This is a genomic window from Arthrobacter sp. AD-310 (genome assembly GCF_054656615.1).
Window position 1 is genome coordinate 17,210 of the sequence record NZ_BAAHNO010000014.1, and the last position, 21,472, is coordinate 38,681.

Annotated in this window: 18 protein-coding genes and 1 pseudogene; 11 read left to right on the top strand and 8 right to left on the bottom strand. The window is 66.9% G+C overall.

The features are described 5' to 3' along the window. Genes ACYQ1Z_RS09965 through glnT form a run of 3 tightly spaced genes read right to left on the bottom strand, consistent with a single transcriptional unit; the run spans nt 1 to nt 3,055 of the window. On the bottom strand, nt 1-729 hold the full coding sequence (locus ACYQ1Z_RS09965; RefSeq protein ID WP_459792356.1) for a GltB/FmdC/FwdC-like GXGXG domain-containing protein: 729 nt from the start codon (nt 727-729) through the stop codon (nt 1-3). After that, nucleotides 717-1,625, bottom strand: a complete 909-nt coding sequence (locus ACYQ1Z_RS09970; RefSeq protein ID WP_459792357.1) for a class II glutamine amidotransferase domain-containing protein — start codon at nt 1,623-1,625, stop codon at nt 717-719. The genes ACYQ1Z_RS09965 and ACYQ1Z_RS09970 overlap by 13 nt, the downstream gene beginning before the upstream one ends. Before the next feature lie 26 nt (nt 1,626-1,651). Next, a complete protein-coding gene (gene glnT, locus ACYQ1Z_RS09975) occupies nt 1,652-3,055 on the bottom strand; it encodes a type III glutamate--ammonia ligase (RefSeq protein ID WP_459792358.1) in 1,404 nt (467 codons plus the stop codon). Between the two features lie 231 nt (nt 3,056-3,286). On the opposite strand from glnT, the gene ACYQ1Z_RS09980 reads away from it, so the two are divergent. The 7 genes from ACYQ1Z_RS09980 to ACYQ1Z_RS10010 all read left to right on the top strand — a co-directional run bounded on the left by ACYQ1Z_RS09980 (nt 3,287) and on the right by ACYQ1Z_RS10010 (nt 11,330). Beyond that, nucleotides 3,287-4,288: a LacI family DNA-binding transcriptional regulator gene (locus ACYQ1Z_RS09980; RefSeq protein WP_459792359.1), complete on the top strand. Its 1,002-nt coding sequence runs from the start codon at nt 3,287-3,289 to the stop codon at nt 4,286-4,288. 161 nt (nt 4,289-4,449) lie between these two features. After that, a complete protein-coding gene (locus ACYQ1Z_RS09985; protein ID WP_459792360.1) occupies nt 4,450-5,805 on the top strand; it encodes an ABC transporter substrate-binding protein in 1,356 nt (451 codons plus the stop codon). A 2-nt stretch (nt 5,806-5,807) separates the two neighbouring features. Next, nucleotides 5,808-6,755: a carbohydrate ABC transporter permease gene (locus tag ACYQ1Z_RS09990; RefSeq protein ID WP_459792361.1), complete on the top strand. Its 948-nt coding sequence runs from the start codon at nt 5,808-5,810 to the stop codon at nt 6,753-6,755. Next, nucleotides 6,752-7,651, top strand: coding sequence for a carbohydrate ABC transporter permease (locus tag ACYQ1Z_RS09995; RefSeq protein ID WP_459792362.1), 900 nt, complete (start codon nt 6,752-6,754; stop codon nt 7,649-7,651). The genes ACYQ1Z_RS09990 and ACYQ1Z_RS09995 overlap by 4 nt, the downstream gene beginning before the upstream one ends. 50 nt (nt 7,652-7,701) lie before the next feature. Further along, nucleotides 7,702-8,835 (top strand): Gfo/Idh/MocA family protein, encoded by a 1,134-nt coding sequence (locus ACYQ1Z_RS10000; RefSeq protein ID WP_459792363.1) that lies wholly within the window; start codon nt 7,702-7,704, stop codon nt 8,833-8,835. Next, the gene (locus ACYQ1Z_RS10005; protein WP_459792364.1) at nt 8,835-9,581 is read left to right on the top strand and encodes a ThuA domain-containing protein; all 747 of its coding nucleotides are present in this window, start codon (nt 8,835-8,837) and stop codon (nt 9,579-9,581) included. Before ACYQ1Z_RS10000 ends, ACYQ1Z_RS10005 begins: the two co-directional genes overlap by 1 nt. A gap of 66 nt (nt 9,582-9,647) precedes the next feature. After that, nucleotides 9,648-11,330, top strand: coding sequence for an alkaline phosphatase D family protein (locus tag ACYQ1Z_RS10010; protein WP_459792365.1), 1,683 nt, complete (start codon nt 9,648-9,650; stop codon nt 11,328-11,330). 12 nt (nt 11,331-11,342) lie between these two features. On the opposite strand, the gene ACYQ1Z_RS10015 is transcribed toward ACYQ1Z_RS10010, so the two are convergent. Both ACYQ1Z_RS10015 and ACYQ1Z_RS10020 read right to left on the bottom strand, forming a co-directional pair. Beyond that, nucleotides 11,343-11,816: a hypothetical protein gene (locus tag ACYQ1Z_RS10015; protein WP_459792366.1), complete on the bottom strand. Its 474-nt coding sequence runs from the start codon at nt 11,814-11,816 to the stop codon at nt 11,343-11,345. Then, complete coding sequence (locus ACYQ1Z_RS10020; RefSeq protein ID WP_459792367.1) at nt 11,803-13,773, bottom strand: primary-amine oxidase; 1,971 nt, start codon at nt 13,771-13,773, stop codon at nt 11,803-11,805. The genes ACYQ1Z_RS10015 and ACYQ1Z_RS10020 overlap by 14 nt, the downstream gene beginning before the upstream one ends. Nucleotides 13,774-13,896: 123 nt before the next feature. Here ACYQ1Z_RS10020 and ACYQ1Z_RS10025 point away from each other — a divergent pair, with 123 nt between their 5' ends. The 3 genes from ACYQ1Z_RS10025 (at nt 13,897) to ACYQ1Z_RS10035 (ending at nt 16,694) form a co-directional block, all read left to right on the top strand. After that, nucleotides 13,897-14,499: a TetR/AcrR family transcriptional regulator gene (locus ACYQ1Z_RS10025; RefSeq protein ID WP_459792368.1), complete on the top strand. Its 603-nt coding sequence runs from the start codon at nt 13,897-13,899 to the stop codon at nt 14,497-14,499. Beyond that, nucleotides 14,496-15,593, top strand: a complete 1,098-nt coding sequence (locus ACYQ1Z_RS10030; protein ID WP_459792369.1) for a D-TA family PLP-dependent enzyme — start codon at nt 14,496-14,498, stop codon at nt 15,591-15,593. The genes ACYQ1Z_RS10025 and ACYQ1Z_RS10030 overlap by 4 nt, the downstream gene beginning before the upstream one ends. A gap of 138 nt (nt 15,594-15,731) precedes the next feature. Continuing rightward, entirely contained in the window at nt 15,732-16,694 is a 963-nt protein-coding gene (locus ACYQ1Z_RS10035; RefSeq protein ID WP_459792370.1) for an AraC-like ligand-binding domain-containing protein, read from the top strand. A gap of 17 nt (nt 16,695-16,711) precedes the next feature. Here the strand turns inward: ACYQ1Z_RS10035 and gdhA are convergent. Beyond that, nucleotides 16,712-18,048, bottom strand: a pseudogene (gene gdhA, locus ACYQ1Z_RS10040) (NADP-specific glutamate dehydrogenase). Between the two features lie 204 nt (nt 18,049-18,252). Between gdhA and ACYQ1Z_RS10045 the strand changes: the two are divergent. Then, nucleotides 18,253-18,882, top strand: coding sequence for an AmiS/UreI family transporter (locus ACYQ1Z_RS10045; RefSeq protein ID WP_459792371.1), 630 nt, complete (start codon nt 18,253-18,255; stop codon nt 18,880-18,882). Here the strand turns inward: ACYQ1Z_RS10045 and ACYQ1Z_RS10050 are convergent. After that, nucleotides 18,879-20,354, bottom strand: a complete 1,476-nt coding sequence (locus ACYQ1Z_RS10050) for an APC family permease (protein ID WP_459792372.1) — start codon at nt 20,352-20,354, stop codon at nt 18,879-18,881. The genes ACYQ1Z_RS10045 and ACYQ1Z_RS10050 overlap by 4 nt on opposite strands. 206 nt (nt 20,355-20,560) lie before the next feature. Beyond that, entirely contained in the window at nt 20,561-21,472 is a 912-nt protein-coding gene (purU, locus tag ACYQ1Z_RS10055) for a formyltetrahydrofolate deformylase (RefSeq protein WP_459792373.1), read from the bottom strand.

Below are 21,472 nucleotides of genomic sequence, written 5' to 3' on the forward strand. Positions count from 1 at the left end.
CTAGTAGGCGGTCGAGTTGTCGACGTGGAAGTGGTAGAGGTTCCGGGCGGAGCCGTAGCGCCTGAAGTCGGCGGGGTTGTCGGTACGGCCGGCGGCTTCGAGGAGTTCCGCGAGCTCGGCCAGGTGCTCGTCCCGCAGCGGCTTTTCGATGCAGTCGGCACCGAGCGAGGCCACGGTGCCCTTGACGTAGATCCGGGCCTCGTAGATGGAGTCGCCCAGGGCGTCGCCGGCGTCGCCGCAGACCACCAGCCGGCCGGCCTGCGCCATGAACGCGGACATGTGGCCGATGTTGCCGCCCACCACGATGTCCACGCCCTTCATGGAGATGCCGCAGCGGGCCCCGGCGTTGCCGTCGATGACTACCAGGCCGCCGTGCCCGGTGGCCGCGGCGGACTGGGAAGCGTCACCCGTCACGTGCACGGTGCCGGACATGATGTTCTCGGCGAGTCCGACGCCGGCATTGCCGTTGACCGTCACGGTCCCCTTCTGGTGCATCCCGGCCGCGTAGTATCCGGCGTGGCCGTCGATGGTCACGGAAACGTCCGCGGTGATGCCGACGGCGAGGCTGTGCTTGCCGCCGGGGTTGGTGACGGTCCAGGACTGGCCGTCGGCGGCGTTGTGCAGTGCCTGATTCAATTCACGGACCGGGGCGTCGGCGAGGTCCACCACGGTAGGCGCCTCGGCAGTAGCGGCAGTTTCCAGGCTTTCGGGGGCTGTCAGAGTGACCATGTGTAGACCTTTCCGGGTTCCGGTTCAAAGATGCGGGCGTTCTCGATGCCGGGCAGTGCTGCCAGGGCACGGTACTCGGAGGCCATGGCCACGTAGTCGTCCGTTTCGGCGATGATGGCGGGCTTGCAGGCGATGGGGTCGCGGACCACGGCCATGCTGTCCGCGGTGGTGACCACCAGGGTGTAAAAGCCGTCCAGGACCTTGCCCAGGTTCACCAGGGCTTCCTCGAGGGTGTCGCCCTGCTGCAGCCGGCAGGCGACGTAGCGGGCGCCCACCTCGGTGTCGTTTTCGGAATCGAACACCACGCCCTGGCGCTTGAGTTCCCGGCGGACGGTGGCGTGGTTGGAGAAGGACCCGTTGTGCACCAGGCAGAGGTCGTTGGCGACCGAGAAGGGGTGCGAGCCGCCGGCAGTCACGGCGGATTCGGTGGCCATCCGGGTGTGGGACAGCCCCTGGCTGCCGGCCATGGCCTCCAACCCGTGCTCCGCAGCGATCTCCATGGGGTGGCCCACGCTCTTCATCACGGCCACGTGTTCGCCGCGGCCGATGATGGTGGAGCCGGGCACGGTTTCCGTGACGGCCTTGGCCAGCAGGTCGGTCCCGACGGCGGCGCTCACCAGGGTGGTGTCGCCCACCACCTGGACGGTTGCCTGCGCGCCGGACGGCAGGAGCGCCGCAACACCTGCGGTGAGGGCCGCCGTCGTCATCCCCTGGTCTCCGCCGAGCAGGCTCAGGGTGGACGTGCCCGGGGAGACCAAACCCGGGGTGTTGTAGACGGCGAGGCCGGCGGAGTCAGGGCCGCGGTCCACGATCTGGCAGAGCATGGAGGACAGCAGGCTGCCCATCCGGGGGTGCAGCGAGGGATTGCGCAGCTGCAGCGCGGCGATTCCGCACATGGTGGGATTCCTTTACTGGGTAGGGATTAGATCGAAGTGAGGTAGGTCCGGATTTCCCAGTCGCTGACTTGGTTGTGCCAGCTGAGGAACTCCTCTTCCTTGGCATTGGCGTAATAGGTTCCGATCTCCGGGTCGCCGCTGAGGCTGGCCAGGACCACCGGGTCCTTGCGGAGCGCTTCCACGGCGTGCAGCAGGGTGGCCGGCAAGAGGTGGGCATCCGGCTTGGACTCCCCCGGCCCGGAAGGAGCGCCGGGGTCGAGGGACTTTTCCACGCCGTCCAGGCCGGCCGCCACGGCGGTGGCGATGGCGAGGTAGGGGTTGGCGGAGCCGTCGCCGGAGCGCAGTTCGATCCGGTTGTTGTCCGGGACGCGGATCATGTGGGTGCGGTCGTTGCCGCCGTAGGACGCCTTCCGCGGGGACCAGGTGGCGCCCGAGGAGCTGGTGGTGGCACCGGTCCGCTTGTAGGAATTGACGGTGGGGGCGAGGAAGGCCTGCAGCGCCGGGGCGTGGTCCAGGATTCCGCCGATGAAGGAATAGGCGAGGCCGGAGAGCCCAAGGCCGCGGCCGCCGTCGTCCGTTTCCGCATCCGGGAACAGGGCCTGCCCGTCCGACCACAGCGAAAGGTGGAAGTGCAGGCCGGTGCCGGTACGGTCCGTGAACGGCTTGGGCATGAAGGTAGCCGTCATGCCGCGCTGTGCGGCCAGGATGTTCAGGATGTAGCGGAGCGAAACCACCCGGTCCGCGGTGGTCAGGGCATCCGCGTAATTGAAGTTCTGCTCGAACTGGCCTGCCGCGTCCTCGTGGTCGTTCGCGTAGTTGCCCCAGCCGAGGGTGTTCATGGCCTCGCTGATGGACGTCAGGTGCTCGTACATGCGGGTGACCCCGCGGGCGTCGTAGCAGGGGCGGGGTGAATCGTCGCGGGCGTCGGCGGTGCTCAACGTCCCGTCGTCGTTCCTGTTGACCAGGAAGTACTCCACCTCGGCGCCCACCTTGGCCTGCATGCCCTTGTCCGCGAGGCGGGCCAAGGCATTCTTCAGAATGACGCGCGGGGCGTACGGCCACGGCTTGCCGTTGACGTGCGGGTCGCAGTGGATGAGGGCCAGGCCCTCCTTGATAAAGGGAACCGGGGTGAAGGAGGCGAGGTCCGGGACGGCGATGAGGTCAGAATCCTGGGGCTTCTGGCCGATCAGGCCTGCGGCGTAACCGGCGAAACCCATGGCTCCTGCTTCGAGTTCGTGCGCGGCTTCCACCGGAACCAGCTTGGCGCAGGGCTTTCCGGTCATGTCCACGAAGGTGGCGAGGAGGAACCGGACATTGTGGGCGCGGGCGATGTCCGCCAGGGAGATGATAGGCGCCTCGGTCAGCGGTGCCGGGGCTTGCGAAGCAGGCTCCACAGCGGGGGTTACAGCAGGGGTTGCGACACTTGTCATCGAAACATTCCTGTCCGGGTTGGCGTTAGCTAATAGTAAACGTTGTTGCACCAGAGTATCCAAGTGGACATTTCACGCGTCGGGCGGGCAGGTTAACTCGATGTTTCCGCCGGACCCGCATCATTGACGCTTCCCCGGCGAACCGTTGGCGCAGCACAGGGCCGCTAAGCTGGGGAAACGGAAACGGCCCGCTGCGCAGAGCAGCCCCCTGGCCGCGGGAGGAAGACGGAAATGGCGCGAGCGACAGTCCAGGACGTCGCCAAAACGGCAGGCGTCTCCGTGGGGACCGTGTCCCGGGTCCTCAACGGCAGCCCGGCCGTCAGTGAATCGAGCAAGGAAAAGGTCACCGCGGCCGTCCGCCAGCTCAATTACCGGCCGCTCGCCTCCGCCCGGGATTTGCGCCGGGACCGGACCATGCGCATCCTCGCACTGGCGAAGAACCTGAACTCACCGGTGATCAGCGAAGCCTTCCGGGGAGTCAGCGACGCTGCAGCCCTGTCCGGCTACGTCAGCCTGATCGCCCCCACGGCCGGCAACCCGGAGCGTGAACAACAACTTGTGGACATGCTGCGCAACGGCTCGGTTGACGGCCTGGTCATGTTTTCCCCGACGATGCCCGACGAAGACATCGCGGACATGGCGGAACAGCAAAGCGTGGTCCAGGTCTGCGAGATCGCCGAGGCCGAGGCCGCATTCGGGGTCGCCATCGACGACCGGCAGGCGGCCGTGGACATGACACGCCACCTGATTGCGACCGGAGCGCGCCGCCTGGCCATGATCGGCAACAGGGCAGCACGCTCGGGCCGCCTGCGCGAGGAAGGTTTCAGGCAGGCTGCAGCAGAAGCCGGCTTCGCCGCCGATCAAATACTGTTCGTGGAAGGAGACTTCGACTTCCGCACCGGGAGGCTCCAGGCAAGAACCCTCCTGGAAGCGGGACAGCTCCCCGACGCCGTCTTCTGCGGCAGCGACACCGTGGCCGCAGGATGCGTCCGGGCAATCACCGACGCCGGCCTGCGGGTCCCGGACGACATCGCCGTGGCAGGGTTTGACGATTCCGTGCAGGCGGAAATGTGCACTCCCGAACTGACCACCATCCGGCAACCGGCTTATGAGATGGGCCGCCGGGCCTTCGAGGCGCTCCTCTCCCGCATGACCGACCCCGGCCCGCACCGCAGGGGCAGGACATTCTTCCCCCACCAGCTGGTGATCAGGGATTCCACCCGCAGCCAATAAAAGGGTTGACAGTCCAGTGTGGCGCCTGACACACTTCTGTGGAATCGATTCCAAAAATCCACTGCACTCCCTGCTCGCAGTATGGAATCGATTCCATAGAAGCAGTCAGCCAGGCAACGAAGACGCACCCTGAGCTTCCCCACAAACCAAAGGAGACACTTGTGGATCTGACCCGACGTTCTTCCCCGTTCCAGGAGGACACCACGGCCCTTGCGTCCGGGGCGGTTCCCCGCGCCGGCGGGCGGCGACGCGCACGTGCCGCCGCTTCCGTAGCGGCAGCGGTTGCCGTGGGCCTCCTGCTGGCCGGATGCGGCGGCGGGGCGGCACCGCAAGGCGGCGACCAGCCGGCGGCCGCCGATCCTGCATCGGCCGGCCAGGCTGCAGGAAGCCTGAACATCTGCGGGGGCAAGGACGCTTCCGGCATCTACAAGGGCACCACGGAGGCGTTCGCCGCAGCTAACGGCAAGGTCACCGCAAAGTACACCGAGATCGGGGCGACCACGGACGAAGCCCGCACGCAGGCGGTGCAGAGGCTCGAGGGCAAGTCGACGGAATGCGACATCTTCGTCACGGACGTCATCTGGACATCCGAATTCGCGTCCCAGGGCTGGCTCCTGGACCAGACGAAACTCGTCGAGGCCAACAAAAACCGGCTCATCCCGTCCACCGTGGAAACCACCAGGTACGAGGACAAGTACTGGGCTTCGCCATTCTTCACGAACGCTGGCCTCATCTACTACCAGAAGGACAAGGTGGCCAAGCCCGAGACCTGGCAGCAGCTCTACGCCGAGGCAGCGGAGGCCCCGGGAAACAGCTTTGTCTACCAGGGCAAGCAGTACGAGGGCCTCACCGTGAACTTCCTCGAGATGCTGTACAGCGCCGGCGGCGAAGTGCTGGACGACAAGGGAGAAGTACGCATCGATTCGCCGGAGACCAGGGAGGTGCTCGACTTCATGGTGAAGGGCCTCAAGGAAGGCTCGGCAGACCGGGCGGTACTCACCTACAACGAGGATCCCGCACGCCTGGCCTATGAGTCCGGCAACTTCGGATACCAGCGCAACTGGCCCCACGTCTACCGCCTGCTCAACGCCACACCGCTGGCGGGCACCTTTGGAGTAGCTCCGCTTCCTTCATGGGAAGGCGGCAAGGCTTCCGGCGTCCTGGGCGGCTGGAACCTGGCCATTTCGGCGCACTCCACCAACCAGGCTGCGGCGGTAGCCTTCATTGACTTCGCCACCACCCCCGACTGGCAGAAGCACGTGGCCATGGACTTCTCGCAGGCACCGGTCAACGAGGCCGCCTACGCGGACACGGACGTCCTGGCGAAGATGCCGTTTGCCACCGAACTGCTGGCTTCGGTCAAGGGTGCCAAGCCGCGCCCCATTTCCCCGGTCTACCCCCAGATCTCGCAGGCGATTTACAAGAACGTCTACTCCGTGCTGTCCGGCACTGCCTCCACGGAGGACGCCGTCAAGGCCATGACCGAGGAGATCACAGCCGCAAAGGCGAGCTTCTGACCATGGCCACCAAGTACCTCTCCCCGGGCAGCCGGGTGACCGGGCGCGGTGTGAGTGGACGGGACCGGGCGGAGCGGCGGCTTGCCGTCCGCATGACCGCCCCGTCCCTGGTCCTGATGGCCCTGGTCGCTGCCGTACCGATCGGATACGCCCTCTGGCTGTCGCTGAACCAGTACAGCGTCCGCACCGCGGGCCTGTCGCGCTTCGTCGGCCTCGACAACTACATCAGCGCCCTCACCGGTACGCACTGGTGGGCCGCCTTCGGCCAGACGTTCCTTTTCGCAGGGCTCTCGGTCTCGCTGGAGCTGGTGCTCGGCACGGCCATGGCACTGCTGCTGAACCTCGCCTTCCGCGGCCGTGCACTCCTGCGGACCGTGGTGCTGCTGCCATACGCCGTCGTGACCGTAGTCAGCGCCATCACGTGGGAAACAATGTTCCAGCCCAACCTCGGCCTGGTCACCAACGTCCTCTCCATGCTGGGCCTGCCCGGCGGTGACGTGGTCTGGCTGGGTGAGCACGGTTATGCCATGGCCGTCATTGTCCTTGCCGATGTCTGGAAGACCACTCCGTTCGCGGCGCTGATCATCCTGGCCGGGCTGCAGGTCATCCCGGCGGAGGCCTACGAGGCCGCGGAGCTGGACGGTGCCAGCAAGTGGCAGACGTTCACGAACATCACTTTGCCGCTCCTGCGGCCGGCGATTGTGCTGGCGGCCATCTTCCGCACCATGGACGCCCTGCGCGTCTTCGACCTTCCGTTTGTGCTTACCCGGGGTGCCAACGGCACCGAGTCCATGTCGATGCTGGCCTACACCCAGCTGCGCGAAAACCGGCTTGTGGGCGAAGGATCGGCCCTGTCCATCCTGACCTTCCTTACCGTCATGGCCGTTTCGGTGGTCTACATCCGCTTCGCCGGAGGGAACATCCGGGACGTCGCCAAGGAGGAACAATGAGCACGCTGACAGCGCCGCGCACAACGGCGGCTCCCGGCAACACCGGCAGGGCACCTAAACGCAGGTTCCGTGGAGAAGCGAAACTGCACCCGGTGGTATGGGTCTTTGTGGTGGCCGTGATGGGCTTCTCGCTCATCCCGTTCTACTGGCTGGTCAATACCTCCCTCAAGACCGGCCCCAGCCTGTCGAAGGGTGAATTCTTCCCGAGCCAGCCCACCCTCGGGAACTACCTGGCGGTGTTCCAGAACCCCGAGTTCCTCCTTGCCCTGCGCAACTCGGTGATCATCGCCGTCGTCACCACCACTGTGGCCCTGGTGTTCGCGTCCTTTGCTGCCTATGCCCTGGCCCGGCTCAAGATGCGCCGCAAGGCGCTCATCCTGACCCTGATCCTCTCGGTGACCACGTTCCCGGCCATCGCCATCGCGGCCCCGATCTTCTCGATCTGGCGCGAGATCGGGCTGTACGACACACTCCTGGGCCTGATCATCCCGAAGCTGACATTCGCCCTTCCCCTGGCGATCTACACGCTGACTTCCTTCTTCCGCGAGATCCCCCGCGAACTCGAGGAATCGGCATACATCGATGGGGCCACCCCGTTCACCGCCTTCCGGAAGGTCATCCTGCCCCTCGCAGTCCCGGGCCTGGCAACCACAGCGATCCTGGTGTTCATTTCGGTCTGGAATGAATTCCTGCTGGCCGTCACCCTGACCACATCGCCGGAATCCCGCCCGGTTCCGGTGGCCATAGCTTTCTTCAGCGGCACCAGCGAGTTTGACCAGCCGCTGGGCACCATCAGTGCGGCATCGGTGATCATCACCGTCCCTCTCGTCATCCTTGTGCTTCTTTGCCAACGGCGTATCGTGTCCGGCATGACTGCCGGCGCCGTCAAAGGCTAAGAAGGCGCCCCAACCACATTCCACAGCACCATAGAAGAAGAGGAATATCTGTGAGCAACGAGCAGTCCCCCGGCCGGCAGGCCGCCACCCCCGGGAACCCGGAAACCCAGGATCTTCGGGTGGGCGTGGTCGGCATCGGCTGGGCCGGCCAGCAACATCTGAAGGCATATTCCGAACTGGACGGCGTCCGCATCGTGTCCCTGGCCGGAATGGAGCAGGAACTCCGCGACTCGCTCCAGGCCGAATACTCGATTCCCAGCGCCTTCGCAGACTGGAAGGAGATGCTGGATTTCGGCGGCCTGGATGCCGTCAGCGTGGCTGTGCCCACCTTCCTGCACGCGCCCATCGCCATCGCGGCCCTCGAACGGGGAATTCACGTCCTGAGCGAGAAGCCGATTGCGCGCAACGCCGTTGAAGGCCAGGCCATGGTCGATGCGGCCCGCAAGGCCGGGCGCGTCCTGGACGTCGCCTTCAACCACCGCCGGCGCGGCGACATCCAGGCGCTCAAGGGCGTCATCGACGACGGCGGGCTGGGACGCCCCTACTACGCCAAAGCATCCTGGCTGCGGCGTTCGGGCATACCTACGCTGGGCAGCTGGTTCACCAACCCGGAACTCGCCGGCGGCGGACCGCTTGCGGACATCGGCGTCCACGCGCTGGACTACGCCCTGCACCTTCTGGGCGAACCGAAGGTGGTTGCCGTCTCCGCCGCCACCCACTCCGAACTTGGCCCGCAGGGCAGGGGCGGCGGCAACCGCTACTCGGCACAGGCCACCAGCCATGCCTTCGAGGTGGAGGACTTCGCCACGGCGTTCCTCCGCCTTGAGGGAGGCGCGACGCTGGTGATTGAGGCGAGCTGGGCCACGTACCGGGAAACCGACGACCTGCTGGACTTCACGGTCTACGGCACGGACGGCGGCGCTGAACTCAAGGTGCAGGGCGCCCCCTTCCCGCCCCTTGGCCAGCTTCGGGTGTTCACGGACAAGGACGGCGAGTCCGCCGACTACGTACCGCCCGCCCTTCCGGGCCGCGCCCATGATGCGGTGGTGGAGGATTTTGTCACGGCAGTGCGGGGCGGCGAGGCAGTGTGGGGCGAGCATGACGGATCACTGGCGCTCTACCGGGCCCAAATTATCGATGCGTGCTACCAGTCCGCGCTGGAGCAGAGGGAGGTTCGGCTCTAATGGACGGCAAACTGAGGATCCGGGTGTGGAACGAGGGCGTCCATGAGGCAAACAACGAGCCCGCCCACATCGGTGAGATCTACCCTGACGGCATTCACGGTGCCATCGCCGCCGGCCTCCGGCAGCACTGCCCGGACGCAGACATCACGACGGCGGTCCTGGCCGACGAGGAGCACGGCCTCAGCGAGGAGGTGCTGGCAGGGACGGACGTCCTGCTCTGGTGGGGACACGTTGCGCATGCTGAGGTGAGCGACGCCGTCGTCGAACGCGTCCACCGGCATGTACTGGGCGGAATGGGCCTGATTGTGCTCCATTCCGGGCACTTCGCGAAGGTGTTCACCAGGCTGCTGGGCACCAGCTGCTCACTGGCCTGGCGGAACGAGGGCGAGCGCGAGCTGGTGTGGACCGTCAAGCCTTCACACCCCATCGCCGAAGGGGTGGACAGCCCTATCGTGATCCCCGAGCAGGAGATGTACGGCGAGCTGTTCGACATTCCGGACCCGGACGACCTCATCTTCATCAGCTCGTTTGCCGGTGGTGAGGTGTTCCGCTCCGGCGTCACGTTCACCCGGGGCAAGGGGCGTATCTTCTACTTCAGCCCGGGCGACCAGGAGTACCCGGTGTACCACCACCCGCAGGTTCAGCGGGTGCTCGCGAACGGGGTGAAATGGGCGGCGCGGCCGGGCCTGGATCGGTCTGCCCCGGCGGTCAGCAATCCTGCCCGCAACTGGTTCGCGGAGGGATAGGGAGCCGGCAGGCATCCTGCGGCATTCCCCATAGCCCCACCGGGACAGAGCGGGTACAACTGAGAGATGACTACCCCGGCAGTGGTGCTCGGCCCAATGGTGCGGTACGTGGATCAGGCGTCGGCCGCGATCTGGGTGGAAACGCGGGATGCCGGACAGGTGACGGTTGCCGCCGGAGGACGGTCGTGGGAGGCGCCCACGTTCGGCGTCCATGGCCACCACTACGCGCTGGTGGACGTCAACGGGCTGGAGCCGGGGTCAGTTACGCCCTACACCGTCCAGCTCAACGGCGCCCACGCCTGGCCCGAGCCCGGCTCCGAATTTCCGCCGCCTGTCATTGCCACCCTGAAGCCCGGGAAGCCCCTGCGCCTGGCCTACGGCTCGTGCCGCACCAGCGTCCCGCACGATGCGTCCGGCAACCGGAGCCACGGGGTGGACGCGCTGCGGGCCTTTGCGCTGGATATGATGTCCGGCGACGGCAGGCGGTGGCCGGATCTGGTGGCGTTCCTGGGCGACCAGGTCTACGCCGATTCCACAAGCACCCAGATGCAGGAGTTCATCAAGTCCCGCCGCGACATCCGCCAACCCCCGGGCGAGGAGCTCCAGGACTACGAGGAGTATGCCCACCTCTACTACCTGGCCTGGTCCGACCCCGCCAACCGGTGGCTGCTGTCCACCCTGCCCACCGCCATGATCTTCGACGACCACGACATCCGTGACGACTGGAACGCTTCCCTCAGCTGGCAGGAGAGCATGCGGAAGACCAGCTGGTGGCAGCAGCGCATTGTGGCCGGGCTCGGGTCCTACTGGGTTTACCAGCACCTGGGCAACCTCTCGCCGAAGGAGCGCGCGGCGGACCCCGTCTGGCGGAAGGTGGCGGCGCACCGCGGCGCCGGCGAGTTTGACCTCAGCCGGCACCTGGACAGTTTCGCGGGCCGGGCCGACCGGGAGCCGCAGAGCTACCGGTGGAGCTTTTGCCGCGACTTCGGGGACACCCGGCTGATCGTGGTGGATTCGCGTGCCGCCCGGAACCTGGAACCGGACCGCCGGTCTCTGCTGGACGATGCGGAGATGGCCTGGCTGGACGAGCGGATGTGCGGCGGCGTCCGGCATCTTTTGGTGGCCACTTCCCTGCCATTCCTGTTGCCGATGGGCCTGCACCACCTGGAGTCCTGGGATGAGGCAATTTCGGAAGGCGCCTGGGGCAAACTGTCCGCCCGCGCCGGCGAAAAGCTGCGCACGACGTTCGACCTGGAGCATTGGGGTGCATTCCAGAAGAGCTTCCAGCAGGTGGCCGCCATGGCCACCGAGGTGGCCGACGGCAAACGCGGAACGCCCCCGGAGACCGTCACTTTTGTCTCCGGGGACGTTCACTTTTCCTACGTCTCCGAAGTGGAGCGCTCCTCGGGCAGCCGTATCATCCAGGCCGTCTGCTCACCCATCCGCAACCCGCTGCCGCGGCTGCTCCGCTCCTTCGGCGCGGTAACGTCCTACGGTTTCGCATCCCCCATCGGAGCCGCGGTGGCCCGCTCCGCCCGGGTCCCGGACCCGCCCTTCAGGTGGTCCGGCATCAAGGGCCCCTGGTTCGACAACAACCTGGCCACCCTTGAAGTCGTGCCCGGGGGGCTCCGGCTCCGCTGGGAGAAGGGCGTCGTCCAGGATGGCAACCACCTGCACCCCCGGCTCGAAAGCGTCGCGGACTTCACCCTCGCGTCCCGGACTGCAGGACAGGGCGCCGATGTCCTTTAGTGCCGATGTCCTTTAGCGCTGAAGCCCCTTACTACGGCGCAGCCGCGCCACAAGGGTGGCAGCCAGCAGCGCGGTGGCAAGTTCCACGCCGATGACCAGCAGGAGGTGGGCGGAACCGGCGGGCATGACAGCGGACGACGGCGGGACGGCGCCATGGGCGTGTCCCCCGCCGGCCATGCCGGGCAGCAGGCCCGCGTGCAGGAGCACCATCACCAGCGCTGAGGCCGTCACTTGGTGAAGCGCACCCACCCGGCTGTGCCGCCAGATATGCACCGTGCACGGCAGGCAGACGGCAGCGAGCGCGAGCATGACGGCCCCAACCCACACGCCATGCTGCCCGAAAATGGCAAGCCATCCGTGTGCTGCGCAGGAAACGCCCGTGGCTGCCGCTACCAGGCGCGGATGCACGACGGGGCGGCGGGCAGGGACCCGGCCCGCCGCCGTCGTGCATTCCGTGAAGCCGGAGGCGAGGCTAGTGGCAGTCACCGCTGCCGCCCTCACTGTGGCAGGCCGCGGCCTGCCGGTTCGGGTTGGCGGGGACGTCCAGGACAGGGCTGCGGTCGAAGAAGCCTTCGGGACGGAGCTTGAAGCCCACCGTGTCCACGGGCATGATCGGCCAGTCCTCCACCCGCGGGAAGTGGGTGAGTCCGAAGGTGTGCCAGACGACGATGTCCTGTCCGTCGATGTCGCGGTCCTGCGCCACGTAGGCGGGCAGGCCGGCACCGCCGGAGTGCTGGTTGACGAAGTCGCCGGTCGGGTAGCGTTCGTCATCCGCATAGCGGGTGACCCACAGGTCCCTGGTGGCGAAGGCAGCGCGCCGGGCGATGGAGGAGCCGGGATCGGCCTGGAGGGTGGGCTGGTTGTGCGGGTGGAGCTTGTAGCCCACGGGTTCACCCAGCCGGTTGCGGGATTCGGGGTTGGAGATGATCCAGGTCCGGCCGGCACGGGCGTCGGCTTCGCGGGCACCTTCGGACTCCCGGGTGAGGAGGGTGCGCCGCCGGGTGAAGGCGTTGCCGCGCTCGTTGCCGGGACCCATAGCCTGCCGGACGACGTCCTCTTCCTCCACCCGGTTGGTGAAGCCGTCGATCGCCATATCCAGCCGGGCGCTGAACAGGTGCTGGTGGAAGGGTGCGCCCAGGCCGGGTGCGAGCTGGGAGATGTTGTCCGAACCGCCTTCCGGGAATGCGGAGGTGAACACGATGCCGGTGGCCTTGGCCTCGAATTCGATGGTGCCGTCCAGGTAGAGGTACCAGTAGAACCCGTAGTCGTAGTTGCCGATGGTGGTGAAGAAGGAGATCACCAGGCGGCGGTTGCGGCGGGTGTAGGTGACGCCGCTCCACAGGTCGGTGTGCTTGGAGAGGATGCTCCAGTCCTCCTCGTGCATGCAGATGCCGTTGCGGATTTCCCTCGGGTTGCCGAAGGCGTCGGAGATGACCGGGCTGAGGTAGGTGATCTCACCGAGGCAGTCGCAGCCCAGTTCCAGGGAATTGGCGTACTGGCCCACCAGGTATTCGCCGGTGTCGAAGTAGTTCTGCCAGGACCGGATGGGCGACGGGTCACCGTACGGGACCACCATTTCGGCAATGGAGGCGCGGTTGATGACGGGCCGCTTCCGGTCCCCGTCCCGGAAGGCCAGATTGTGCAGGACCACGCCCTCGCGGACGTCGAAACCGACGTCAACGCTCCACTTCTCCCATTCGACGTGGTTGCCGCCCGTGACAGTGAAGCTGGGCCCTTCAGGCTGGGTGATGCTGATGGGTTTCTGGGTTTCGCGGACCGGGCCGGTCAGTTCGGGGTCGGTGTAGTTGCCGTGCTCGGCCGGGATGGGCACCGCGCCCAGGTCGATCACCTGGGTGACCTCCTTGTTGACGACGTCCACGTAGGCGACCAGGCCGTCCACCGGGTGTGCCCAGGCACTGTCCTCCGGGAAGTCCTGGACAAAAGCGAGCCCCCGGAGGATGCGGCGGCCCTTCTCCCCGGGGTATTCGAAGACGCCGGCCGAGAGCGGGGCCACGCGGACCTTGCCGACGTCGAGCCCCCTGTCAGCCAGAGCCGTGAGCCAGCGCCCATCCGTGGCAAGCAGGGACTCCACCACCTCGAACTCCTCCTCGAGGACCGGCAGTTCGCCGGTCACCGCGGTGTCGAGTTCGACGGCGGATTCCACCTTTTGGTGCGTCACGGAAACGAGCACGTCACGCGGCGCAGCCCCGGACACGTCGTGAATGAAGACGCGGAAGCGGCGGTCAGCCGCGTCCGCGCCCGTGCCCGTGCCCGTGCCTGTACCGCGGGCCGGGTCGAGCAGGCCGAGGTAAGCGATGCGGTGCTGCGGGTCCAGGAGGCCTTCGGACTGGAGGATGGACCGCACGTCCAGGATTTCCGGCGCCGTTACCGGGCCAAACGCGGATGCGGAAGGGACTGTGGTTTCAGTTGGTGCAAGAGTCATGGGAAACCTTTGATCGGACCGTTGCCGGTCACGGGGTTTTATTTTCTATAGTTGTAGAGAATAAACGTCCGTAACATGGCTCACAAGAGTCTGCAGAGAAATATTTCCGGGGAGTAGCCAGCGGTGCCGAAGATAGTTGACCATGACGAGCGCCGCCTGGAACTGGTTGATGCCACCTGGCGGATCATCGCCCGGCAGGGCCTCGAGGGCGCGACAATGCGGGAAATCGCCCTGGAAGCCGGGTTCGCCAACGGAGCACTGAAACCCTACTTCCCCACCAAGGACACACTGCTGGAATTCGCCTTCGGCCACGTGTTCAACCGGACCAACAGCCGGATCGCCGGCGTCACTGAGGGCAAGTCAGGCATCCAGGCGCTCCGGGCCTTCTGCCTGGAGGTCCTGCCACTGGATGAAGAGCGGATCAACGAGGCGCGGATCGTTATCCCGTTCTGGCAGAAGGCGGTGAACGATCCGCAGAAAGCCGAAATCCACCGGCAGTCCATGGACGAATGGGTCACCACCATCCGCCGGTTTCTCGCCGAGGCGAGGGACAACGGCGACATCCGTGCCGCCGTCGACGACTCCATCCTCGCCGGCCAGCTCCTGAACATGCTGCTCGGCGCCCAGATCGAGGCCGCCCTGGCACCCGCCGGCCGCACGGAGTCCGGCCACACCGACCAGCTGGACGGCTACCTCGCACTCCTTTGCCAGGAGGCACAACAGTGACCATTCCTGCCGGCATTGACACCCCTGAGGTCCTGGTGGACCTGGACATCCTGGACTGGAACATCACCCGAATGGCGGACACCGCCGCAGCGAAGGGCCTGGCCCTGCGCCCGCACGCCAAGACGCACAAGATTCCCGAAATTGCGCGGCGCCAGCTGGCAGCCGGGGCGGCGGGCCTGACGGTGGCGACCATCGGGGAGGCGGAAGTCTTCGCGGCGGCGGGCATGGACAACCTCTTCATCGCTTACCCGCTGTGGATGTCGCCGCAGAAAGCCGAGCGGCTCCGCCGCCTCGTGGCCGGTGCGCGTGTCGCCGTCGGGATTGATTCGGCGGAGGGCGCCAGGCAGCTGGGCACGTCCCTCGGGCCCGCGGCGTGGCGCGTGGACGTGCTCGTGGAGATCGACAGCGGCCACCACCGCAGCGGCATCAGTCCTGAGGGTGCCGGCGACGTGGCCCAGGCGGCGTCCGACGCCGGCCTGAACGTGGCCGGCGTATTCACGTTCCCGGGCCACAGCTACGCCCCGGGCATGCCCGCCCTGGCAGTGGCCCAGGAACAGGACGCCCTGGCGCGCGCCGCCCAATCCCTTGCGGACGCGGGTTTTGATGCGCCCGTGCGGAGCGGCGGCTCCACGCCCACAGCCCTGCTGACCGAGGGGTCGGCCGCCACCGAAGTGCGCCCCGGCGTATACGTCTTTGGCGATGCCCAGCAACTGGAGCTGGAACGGTGCGCACTGGAGGACATCGCCCTCACGGTCGCCGCCACGGTTGTCAGCCATCACAACACCCCGCCAGGGACGCCCGCCCGCTTCATCATCGACGCCGGCAGCAAGGTCCTGGGCAGCGACCGGCCGGCATGGGCCACCGGCTTCGGCCGGCTGCTGGACAACCCGAAGGCCAGGATCACCGCCCTCTCCGAACACCACGCCACCGTCGAATGGCACGGCCCCGGCCCCGCTCCTGCCCGGGGTGACCGGCTGCGGGTGATCCCCAACCACGTCTGCCTGGTGCTGAACCTGGTGGACGACGTTGCCGTGGTCCAGTCCGGAGAACTCGTCGACCGGTGGGTGGTCGCCGCCCGCGGCAGGAACAAGTAACCCCCTCCCCCTCCCGCCGACGGGCGGGGGTTTTTCGACAGGTGTTGAAAAAAGACCCGCCCGGCACTAACCTGATTCCACTGTGTTCCGGGACACAGTTCCGGGGGAATGTCCGATGAGCAGACATCAGGAGCATCCATGCCAGCACCAGCCCGCACCGCAGCCCGCCCTGCACAGCAGAACCTGACCTCCAGCGTCGCCACGTCCTTCACCCACTGGAAGCATCTGGTGGCGGAATCCTTTGTCCCGCTTGTGGCGCGGACTGCTGACGTGGACGGTTTCCGGGGACAGATGCGTGCCCGGGTTTTGGACCGGCTGTCCATCGTGGAGGTGACGGCGACCTCGCACGAGGTGCACCGTACGCCGGCGCTGGTCTCCCAGGCCAACCAGCGCTACTTCAAGCTGAACCTGCAACTGGAGGGAACCGGCCTGCTGGTGCAGGACAACCGGGAAGCCCTGCTGCAGCCCGGCGACCTGGCCATCTATGACACCAACCGGCCCTACACCCTGGCGTTCGAGGAGCAGGCCCGGGTCATGGTGGTGATGTTCCCCTGCGACGCACTCTCCCTGCCTGCCGATTACGTCGGCCAGCTCGCCGCCGTCCGGATGGATGCCACAGGAATGGCTGGAATCGTTGGCCAGTTCCTCCGCCAGCTTTCCAGCAACCTGCAGGTGCTGGACGGGCCAAGCGGGTCGCGGCTGGCCGCGAACGCCCTGGACCTGGTGGCCACCATGCTGCACGCCGAAATGGACATGGCGCCGGACCGGATGAAGCCGCAGGCCCTGCTCGCAGTGTCCGCACGGGAGTACATCGACGCCAACCTGTCCGATCCCCGGCTGTCACCGGCGGGCATCGCCGCGGCGCACTTCATTTCCACCCGGCACCTGCACAACGTGTTCCACGAATCCGGCACCACCGTGGCCGGCTACATCCGCACACAGCGCCTGGACGGGGCCCGCCGCGACCTGCGCGACCCCCTGCACGCGGCCCTGCCCGTGGGGGCCGTCGCCGCGCGCTGGGGCTTCCTGGATCCGGCCCACTTCAGCCGCACCTTCCGGGATGCCTTCGGCGTCTCCCCCAGCGACTGGCGCCGCGGCTGACGCAGCAACGCGGGAGGTTAGATCAAGCCCTGCGCCAGCATCGCGTCAGCCACTTTGACGAAGCCGCCGATGTTGGCGCCGAGGACGTAGTTGCCCGGGTCGCCGTATTCGTCGGCGGTGGCCGCGCAGCGGTCGTGGATGCCGACCATGATGTCCGTGAGCCGCTCCTCGGTGTGTTCGAAGGACCACGAATCGCGGCTGGCGTTCTGCTGCATTTCGAGGGCCGACGTCGCCACCCCGCCGGCGTTGGCCGCCTTGCCCGGGCCGAAGAGCACGCCCGCCGCCTGGAAGACCGCGACGGCCTCGCGCGTCGAGGGCATGTTGGCCCCCTCGCCGAGCGCGATCAGTCCTTGCGCACCAGGCGGGCGGCAGCCTCGCCGTCGAGCTCGTTTTGCGTGGCGCAGGGCAGCGCCACCGTCGCGTCCACGTCCCACACGGAGCCGCCGTCCACGTAGTCGACGCCGGCGCGGCGTTCCGCGTAATCCTTCAGCCGTCCGCGGTCCACTTCCTTCACCTCGCGGAGAAGCGCGACGTCGATGCCGGCCTCGTCCACGACATAACCTGACGAGTCGGAGCAGGCTACAACCGTGGCACCAAGGGACTGGGCTTTGGCGATCGCGTTGATCGCCACGTTGCCGGAGCCGGAGACCACGACCCGCTGGCCGTCGAAGGAGGTTCCGCGGGTCTTCAGCATCTCCTCCGTGAAGATGACAGTGCCGAAACCCGTGGCCTCGGGCCGGACCAGGGAGCCGCCCCAGGAGATGCCCTTGCCGGTGAGCACGCCGGATTCATACCGGTTGGTGATGCGCTTGTACTGGCCAAAGAGGTATCCGATTTCACGGCCGCCCACGCCGATGTCACCGGCGGGGACGTCGGTGTATTCGCCGATATGCCGGTAGAGCTCGGTCATGAAGGACTGGCAGAAGCGCATGACCTCCGCGTCGCTGCGGCCGCGGGGATCGAAGTCCGAGCCGCCTTTGCCGCCGCCAATGGGCATGCCTGTGAGGGCGTTCTTGAAAATCTGCTCGAAGCCGAGGAATTTGACGATTCCCAGGTACACGGACGGGTGGAACCGCAGGCCGCCCTTATACGGGCCAAGGGCGGAGTTGAACTCCACCCGGAAGCCGCGGTTGATCCGGACGCGCCCGGCGTCGTCGGTCCAGGGGACGCGGAAGATGATTTGCCGCTCGGGTTCGCAGAGTCGCTCCAGGATGGCTGCCTCGAGGAATTCGGGATGCCTGTCATGGACCGGGCCGAGGCTTTCGAAGACCTCCCCCACCGCCTGGTGGAATTCAGCTTCGCCGGGATTCCTGGCGAGGACAGCGTCCCTGATGGCCTCCATCCGTGCATGCATGGTGATTCCTTACCTCAGGCCACGCATGGGAGGACCGCGCCGCCCCGGTGCTGGCACTTGATTTGTTGAGCTTTCAAGTTTATCCGAATATGACTGCGCCCGGCACAATCAGGGCCCCAGCTCAGCTAACCTCCGTATTGTGACATTTAGATTCCATAAAGCGAAAATCAAAACCAGGTTTGTCCTGCTGGAGGAAGGCCGCTGATGCCGTACGTCTGCCTCCTGCTCTCGGGTGCTGCCCTGCTCGTCAACGGCCTCGCCACGCTGGGCCATCTGCCCCGACGCGACGCGGCCGTCCTGAGCGTGGTGGTCGGTGGCATCCAACTGGCGCTCGCCGTCGTACATCTCGGCGTCTCCCCCGCGGCGCCGCTGCTGACTGCCGCCGGGATGTTCCTGTTCGGCCTGACGTACGTCTACGTGGGCCTCGACGTGCTGCTGGGGCTGGGCTCCAGGGGCGTGGGCTGGTTCTGCGGGATGGTGGCATTCGTGGGTGTGCTGCTCGCCGCCGCCTGGCTGGGCTCCGATCCGCTGCTCGCCGTCCTGTGGCTGGCGTGGGCGGCGCTGTGGGCGCTGCTGTTCATGGCCTCCGGGCTCGGCCGTGCTCGCCTGGAACCGCTAATCGGCTGGGCGCTGGTGCTGTTGAGCCAGCCCACCACGACTGTCCCCGCGGTCCTGGGCATCGCAGGGATCTGGCCCGGGCACCTGCAGGCGGCCTGGCTTGCCGCGGCCGTTGTGACCGCGCTCTTTGTCCTGGCACGCGGACTGGCCCGGCGCGTGGGCGTCGCACCGGGCCCGGCGAGGACTGCCGGCACCGCCGGCAGCCCGGGCCGCTAAGCCACGTTGTGGCCGAGGCTGGACGCCCTGTGCCGCCGCTGCACCTGCGCTTCGACCAGCACGCCCGCCACGAACACCACCGGGACGGCTGCCAGCAGCGCTGTGGCGGTTTCGGAGCTGCCGCCGATCAGGGCGGTGAAGTTGCTGACCACCAGGAACAGGACCCAGGCGAGCAGCAGGGCCGCGAGCGCGGGGGCAAGCAGCGTCTGCCACAGCGGCGCCGCGCCGTGTTCACGGCGAAAGAAGCCGACGACGGCGGCAGAGCAGAGGATGTAGAGCACCAGCAGTGCCGCCACGGCCAGCCCGCTGAACCAGGAGAACAGGGTCAGGACCGGGTCCAGTGCCAGGACAGCGAACGGAACTACCAGGACGACGGCGGCCGCGGTTTGGATGCGGGCCGCCACCGCCGGGGCGCGGTGCCGGTTGGTCCGGGCCAGGACGGCAGGCATGGAACCTTGCAGGGCGAGGGAGTGCAGGTACCTGTTGATGCCGTTGTGGAACGCGATGATCCCGGCAAGCAGCGAGGTGACCAGCAGGACACCGGCCACAGTCCCCGCCCACGGACCGAACAGCTCCACCATGGGCCCCAGCACAAAGGAGGTGGCATCCCCTGACTCAAGGGCCGCCCCTGCCGCGTCCATAACCCTGGACGGGCCGTAGTAGCTGACGAGCATCCAGGAAATGAAGGCGAAGAACACCGAAATGACACCGACGGACAGGTACGTGGCCCGGGCGACGGTGCGGTGCGGGTCCTTGGCCTCGGCCGAATAGATGGCGGTGGATTCGAAGCCGAACATGGAGGCGACGGCGAACATGATGGCCACGCCTGGCGCGCCTGACGCGATGGCTTCCGGAGAGAAGGACGCAGCCGCGCTAATGCCCTCCGGCCCGCCACCGCTGAACAGCACCGCGAAGCCGAACAGCAGCAGCACCGCCACTTCCAGCCCCACCAGGACCGCCAGGACCCGGGCGCCCAGTTCGATGTTGAGTGAACCAAGGACCTGGACCCCTGCCATGGTGGCCAGGGACAGCACCCACCAGGGCACCTCCAGCCCCGTCGACGCCAGGAGTCCGGAGAACGCTGCACCGTACAGCCCGTACATCGCGGCCTGGATGGTGTTGTAGGCGAGGAGTGCCAGCCACGCCGCGCCGGCACCGGCCCGCCTGCCGAAGGCCGCGGTGATGTAGGCGTAGAACGCGCCGTTGGCCTGGATCCTGCGGCTCATCGCCACAAATCCCACGGCGAAGATCACGATGACGATGCCCACCACAAGGTAGGCGCCGGGCGCGCCGGCACCGTTGCCGAGGGCAGCCGCAAGCGGCGCGGCGCCCACGATCCCTGTCAGGGGAGCCTGGGCGGAGAGGACGAAGAACAGGATGCCCAGCACGCCGATGCTGCCGGCGCGGAGGGCGGTTGAATGCTCCCTGGCCGGAACGTCAGTGGTCCGGGGCTCGGAATTGGAAATACTCATAGGATCCCTCATTACGGTCATGAGTTGGGGAAATTCTGTGGGATCCAGCTTGGCAGCGGGGGCTATACCGGAGTTTGTCCCGCAGCGACCAGTCCTTGTCGCTCAGCGAAGTGACCGCCCGCGCAAAGGCGGTCCATGGGACAGCAAAAGCGCGGCCGGCCGCCCATAGACGACCAGCCGCGCTTCCGATATGCGGTTTTGTTCCCTTAGCGGAGCACCACCGTGCGGTTGCCCTGCAGGATGACCCGGCCTTCGCAGTGCCACTTCACCGCGTTGGACAGGGCCTTGCACTCCGTGTCACGGCCGGCCGCCACCAGGTCCTCGGGACCGTAGGTGTGGTCCACCTCCACCACCTGCTGGGCGATGATCGGACCCTCGTCCAGTTCAGCGTTGACGTAGTGCGCGGTGGCGCCAACAGTCTTGACGCCGCGGGCGTACGCCTGGTGGTACGGCTTGGCGCCCTTGAAGCTGGGCAGGAACGAGTGGTGGATGTTGATGGCGCGTCCGTCCAGCTTGCGGGTCAGGTCGTCGCTGAGCACCTGCATGTAGCGGGCCAGCACCACCAGTTCCACGTTCAGGCCGTCCACGAGTTCCATCAGCTTTGCTTCGGCCTCGGGCTTGGTTTCGGCCGTCACCGGGATGTGGTGGAACGGGATCCCGTGCCACTCCGCCAGGCCGCGGTGGTCTTGATGGTTGGAGACCACGGCGACCACCTCGATGGGCAGTTCACCGATCCGGGCGCGGAACAGCAGGTCGTTGAGGCAGTGTCCGAACTTGGAAACCATGATCAGCACCCGGCGCTTGGACCCCTTGCGCTCCAGCTGCCACCGCATGCCGAACTTTTCCGCCACGGGGGCAAAGGAATCCCGCAAAGTCTCCAGCGTGGATTCGTCGCCTTCGGAGACGAAGTGCACGCGCATGAAGAAGTGGCCTTCTGAGCGCTCACCGAACTGCTTGTTGTCGATGATGTCGCAGCCGTTCGCCAGCAGGAAGCCGGAGACGGCGTGCACGATGCCCGGACCTTCGGGGCAGTCCAGGGTGAGGACGTGCTCCACGGAGGTTGGCTCCTTGGGGCTGGGCGAATCGGGGGCAGGGACGTGGGCTTCAGTAACAGACAT

Excerpts from the sequence above, each read along its gene's own strand:
- ACYQ1Z_RS09995 (WP_459792362.1), top strand. The coding sequence starts at position 6,752 with ATGAGCACGCTGACAGCGCCGCGCACAACGGCGGCTCCCGGCAACACC.
- ACYQ1Z_RS10020 (WP_459792367.1), bottom strand. The coding sequence starts at position 13,773 with ATGACTCTTGCACCAACTGAAACCACAGTCCCTTCCGCATCCGCGTTT.
- ACYQ1Z_RS10005 (WP_459792364.1), top strand. The coding sequence starts at position 8,835 with ATGGACGGCAAACTGAGGATCCGGGTGTGGAACGAGGGCGTCCATGAG.
- ACYQ1Z_RS09990 (WP_459792361.1), top strand. The coding sequence starts at position 5,808 with ATGGCCACCAAGTACCTCTCCCCGGGCAGCCGGGTGACCGGGCGCGGT.
- ACYQ1Z_RS09980 (WP_459792359.1), top strand. The coding sequence starts at position 3,287 with ATGGCGCGAGCGACAGTCCAGGACGTCGCCAAAACGGCAGGCGTCTCC.
- ACYQ1Z_RS10010 (WP_459792365.1), top strand. The coding sequence starts at position 9,648 with ATGACTACCCCGGCAGTGGTGCTCGGCCCAATGGTGCGGTACGTGGAT.
- ACYQ1Z_RS10050 (WP_459792372.1), bottom strand. The coding sequence starts at position 20,354 with ATGAGTATTTCCAATTCCGAGCCCCGGACCACTGACGTTCCGGCCAGG.
- glnT (WP_459792358.1), bottom strand. The coding sequence starts at position 3,055 with ATGACAAGTGTCGCAACCCCTGCTGTAACCCCCGCTGTGGAGCCTGCT.
- ACYQ1Z_RS09970 (WP_459792357.1), bottom strand. The coding sequence starts at position 1,625 with ATGTGCGGAATCGCCGCGCTGCAGCTGCGCAATCCCTCGCTGCACCCC.
- ACYQ1Z_RS10035 (WP_459792370.1), top strand. The coding sequence starts at position 15,732 with ATGCCAGCACCAGCCCGCACCGCAGCCCGCCCTGCACAGCAGAACCTG.
- ACYQ1Z_RS10045 (WP_459792371.1), top strand. The coding sequence starts at position 18,253 with ATGCCGTACGTCTGCCTCCTGCTCTCGGGTGCTGCCCTGCTCGTCAAC.
- ACYQ1Z_RS09965 (WP_459792356.1), bottom strand. The coding sequence starts at position 729 with ATGGTCACTCTGACAGCCCCCGAAAGCCTGGAAACTGCCGCTACTGCC.
- purU (WP_459792373.1), bottom strand. The coding sequence starts at position 21,472 with ATGTCTGTTACTGAAGCCCACGTCCCTGCCCCCGATTCGCCCAGCCCC.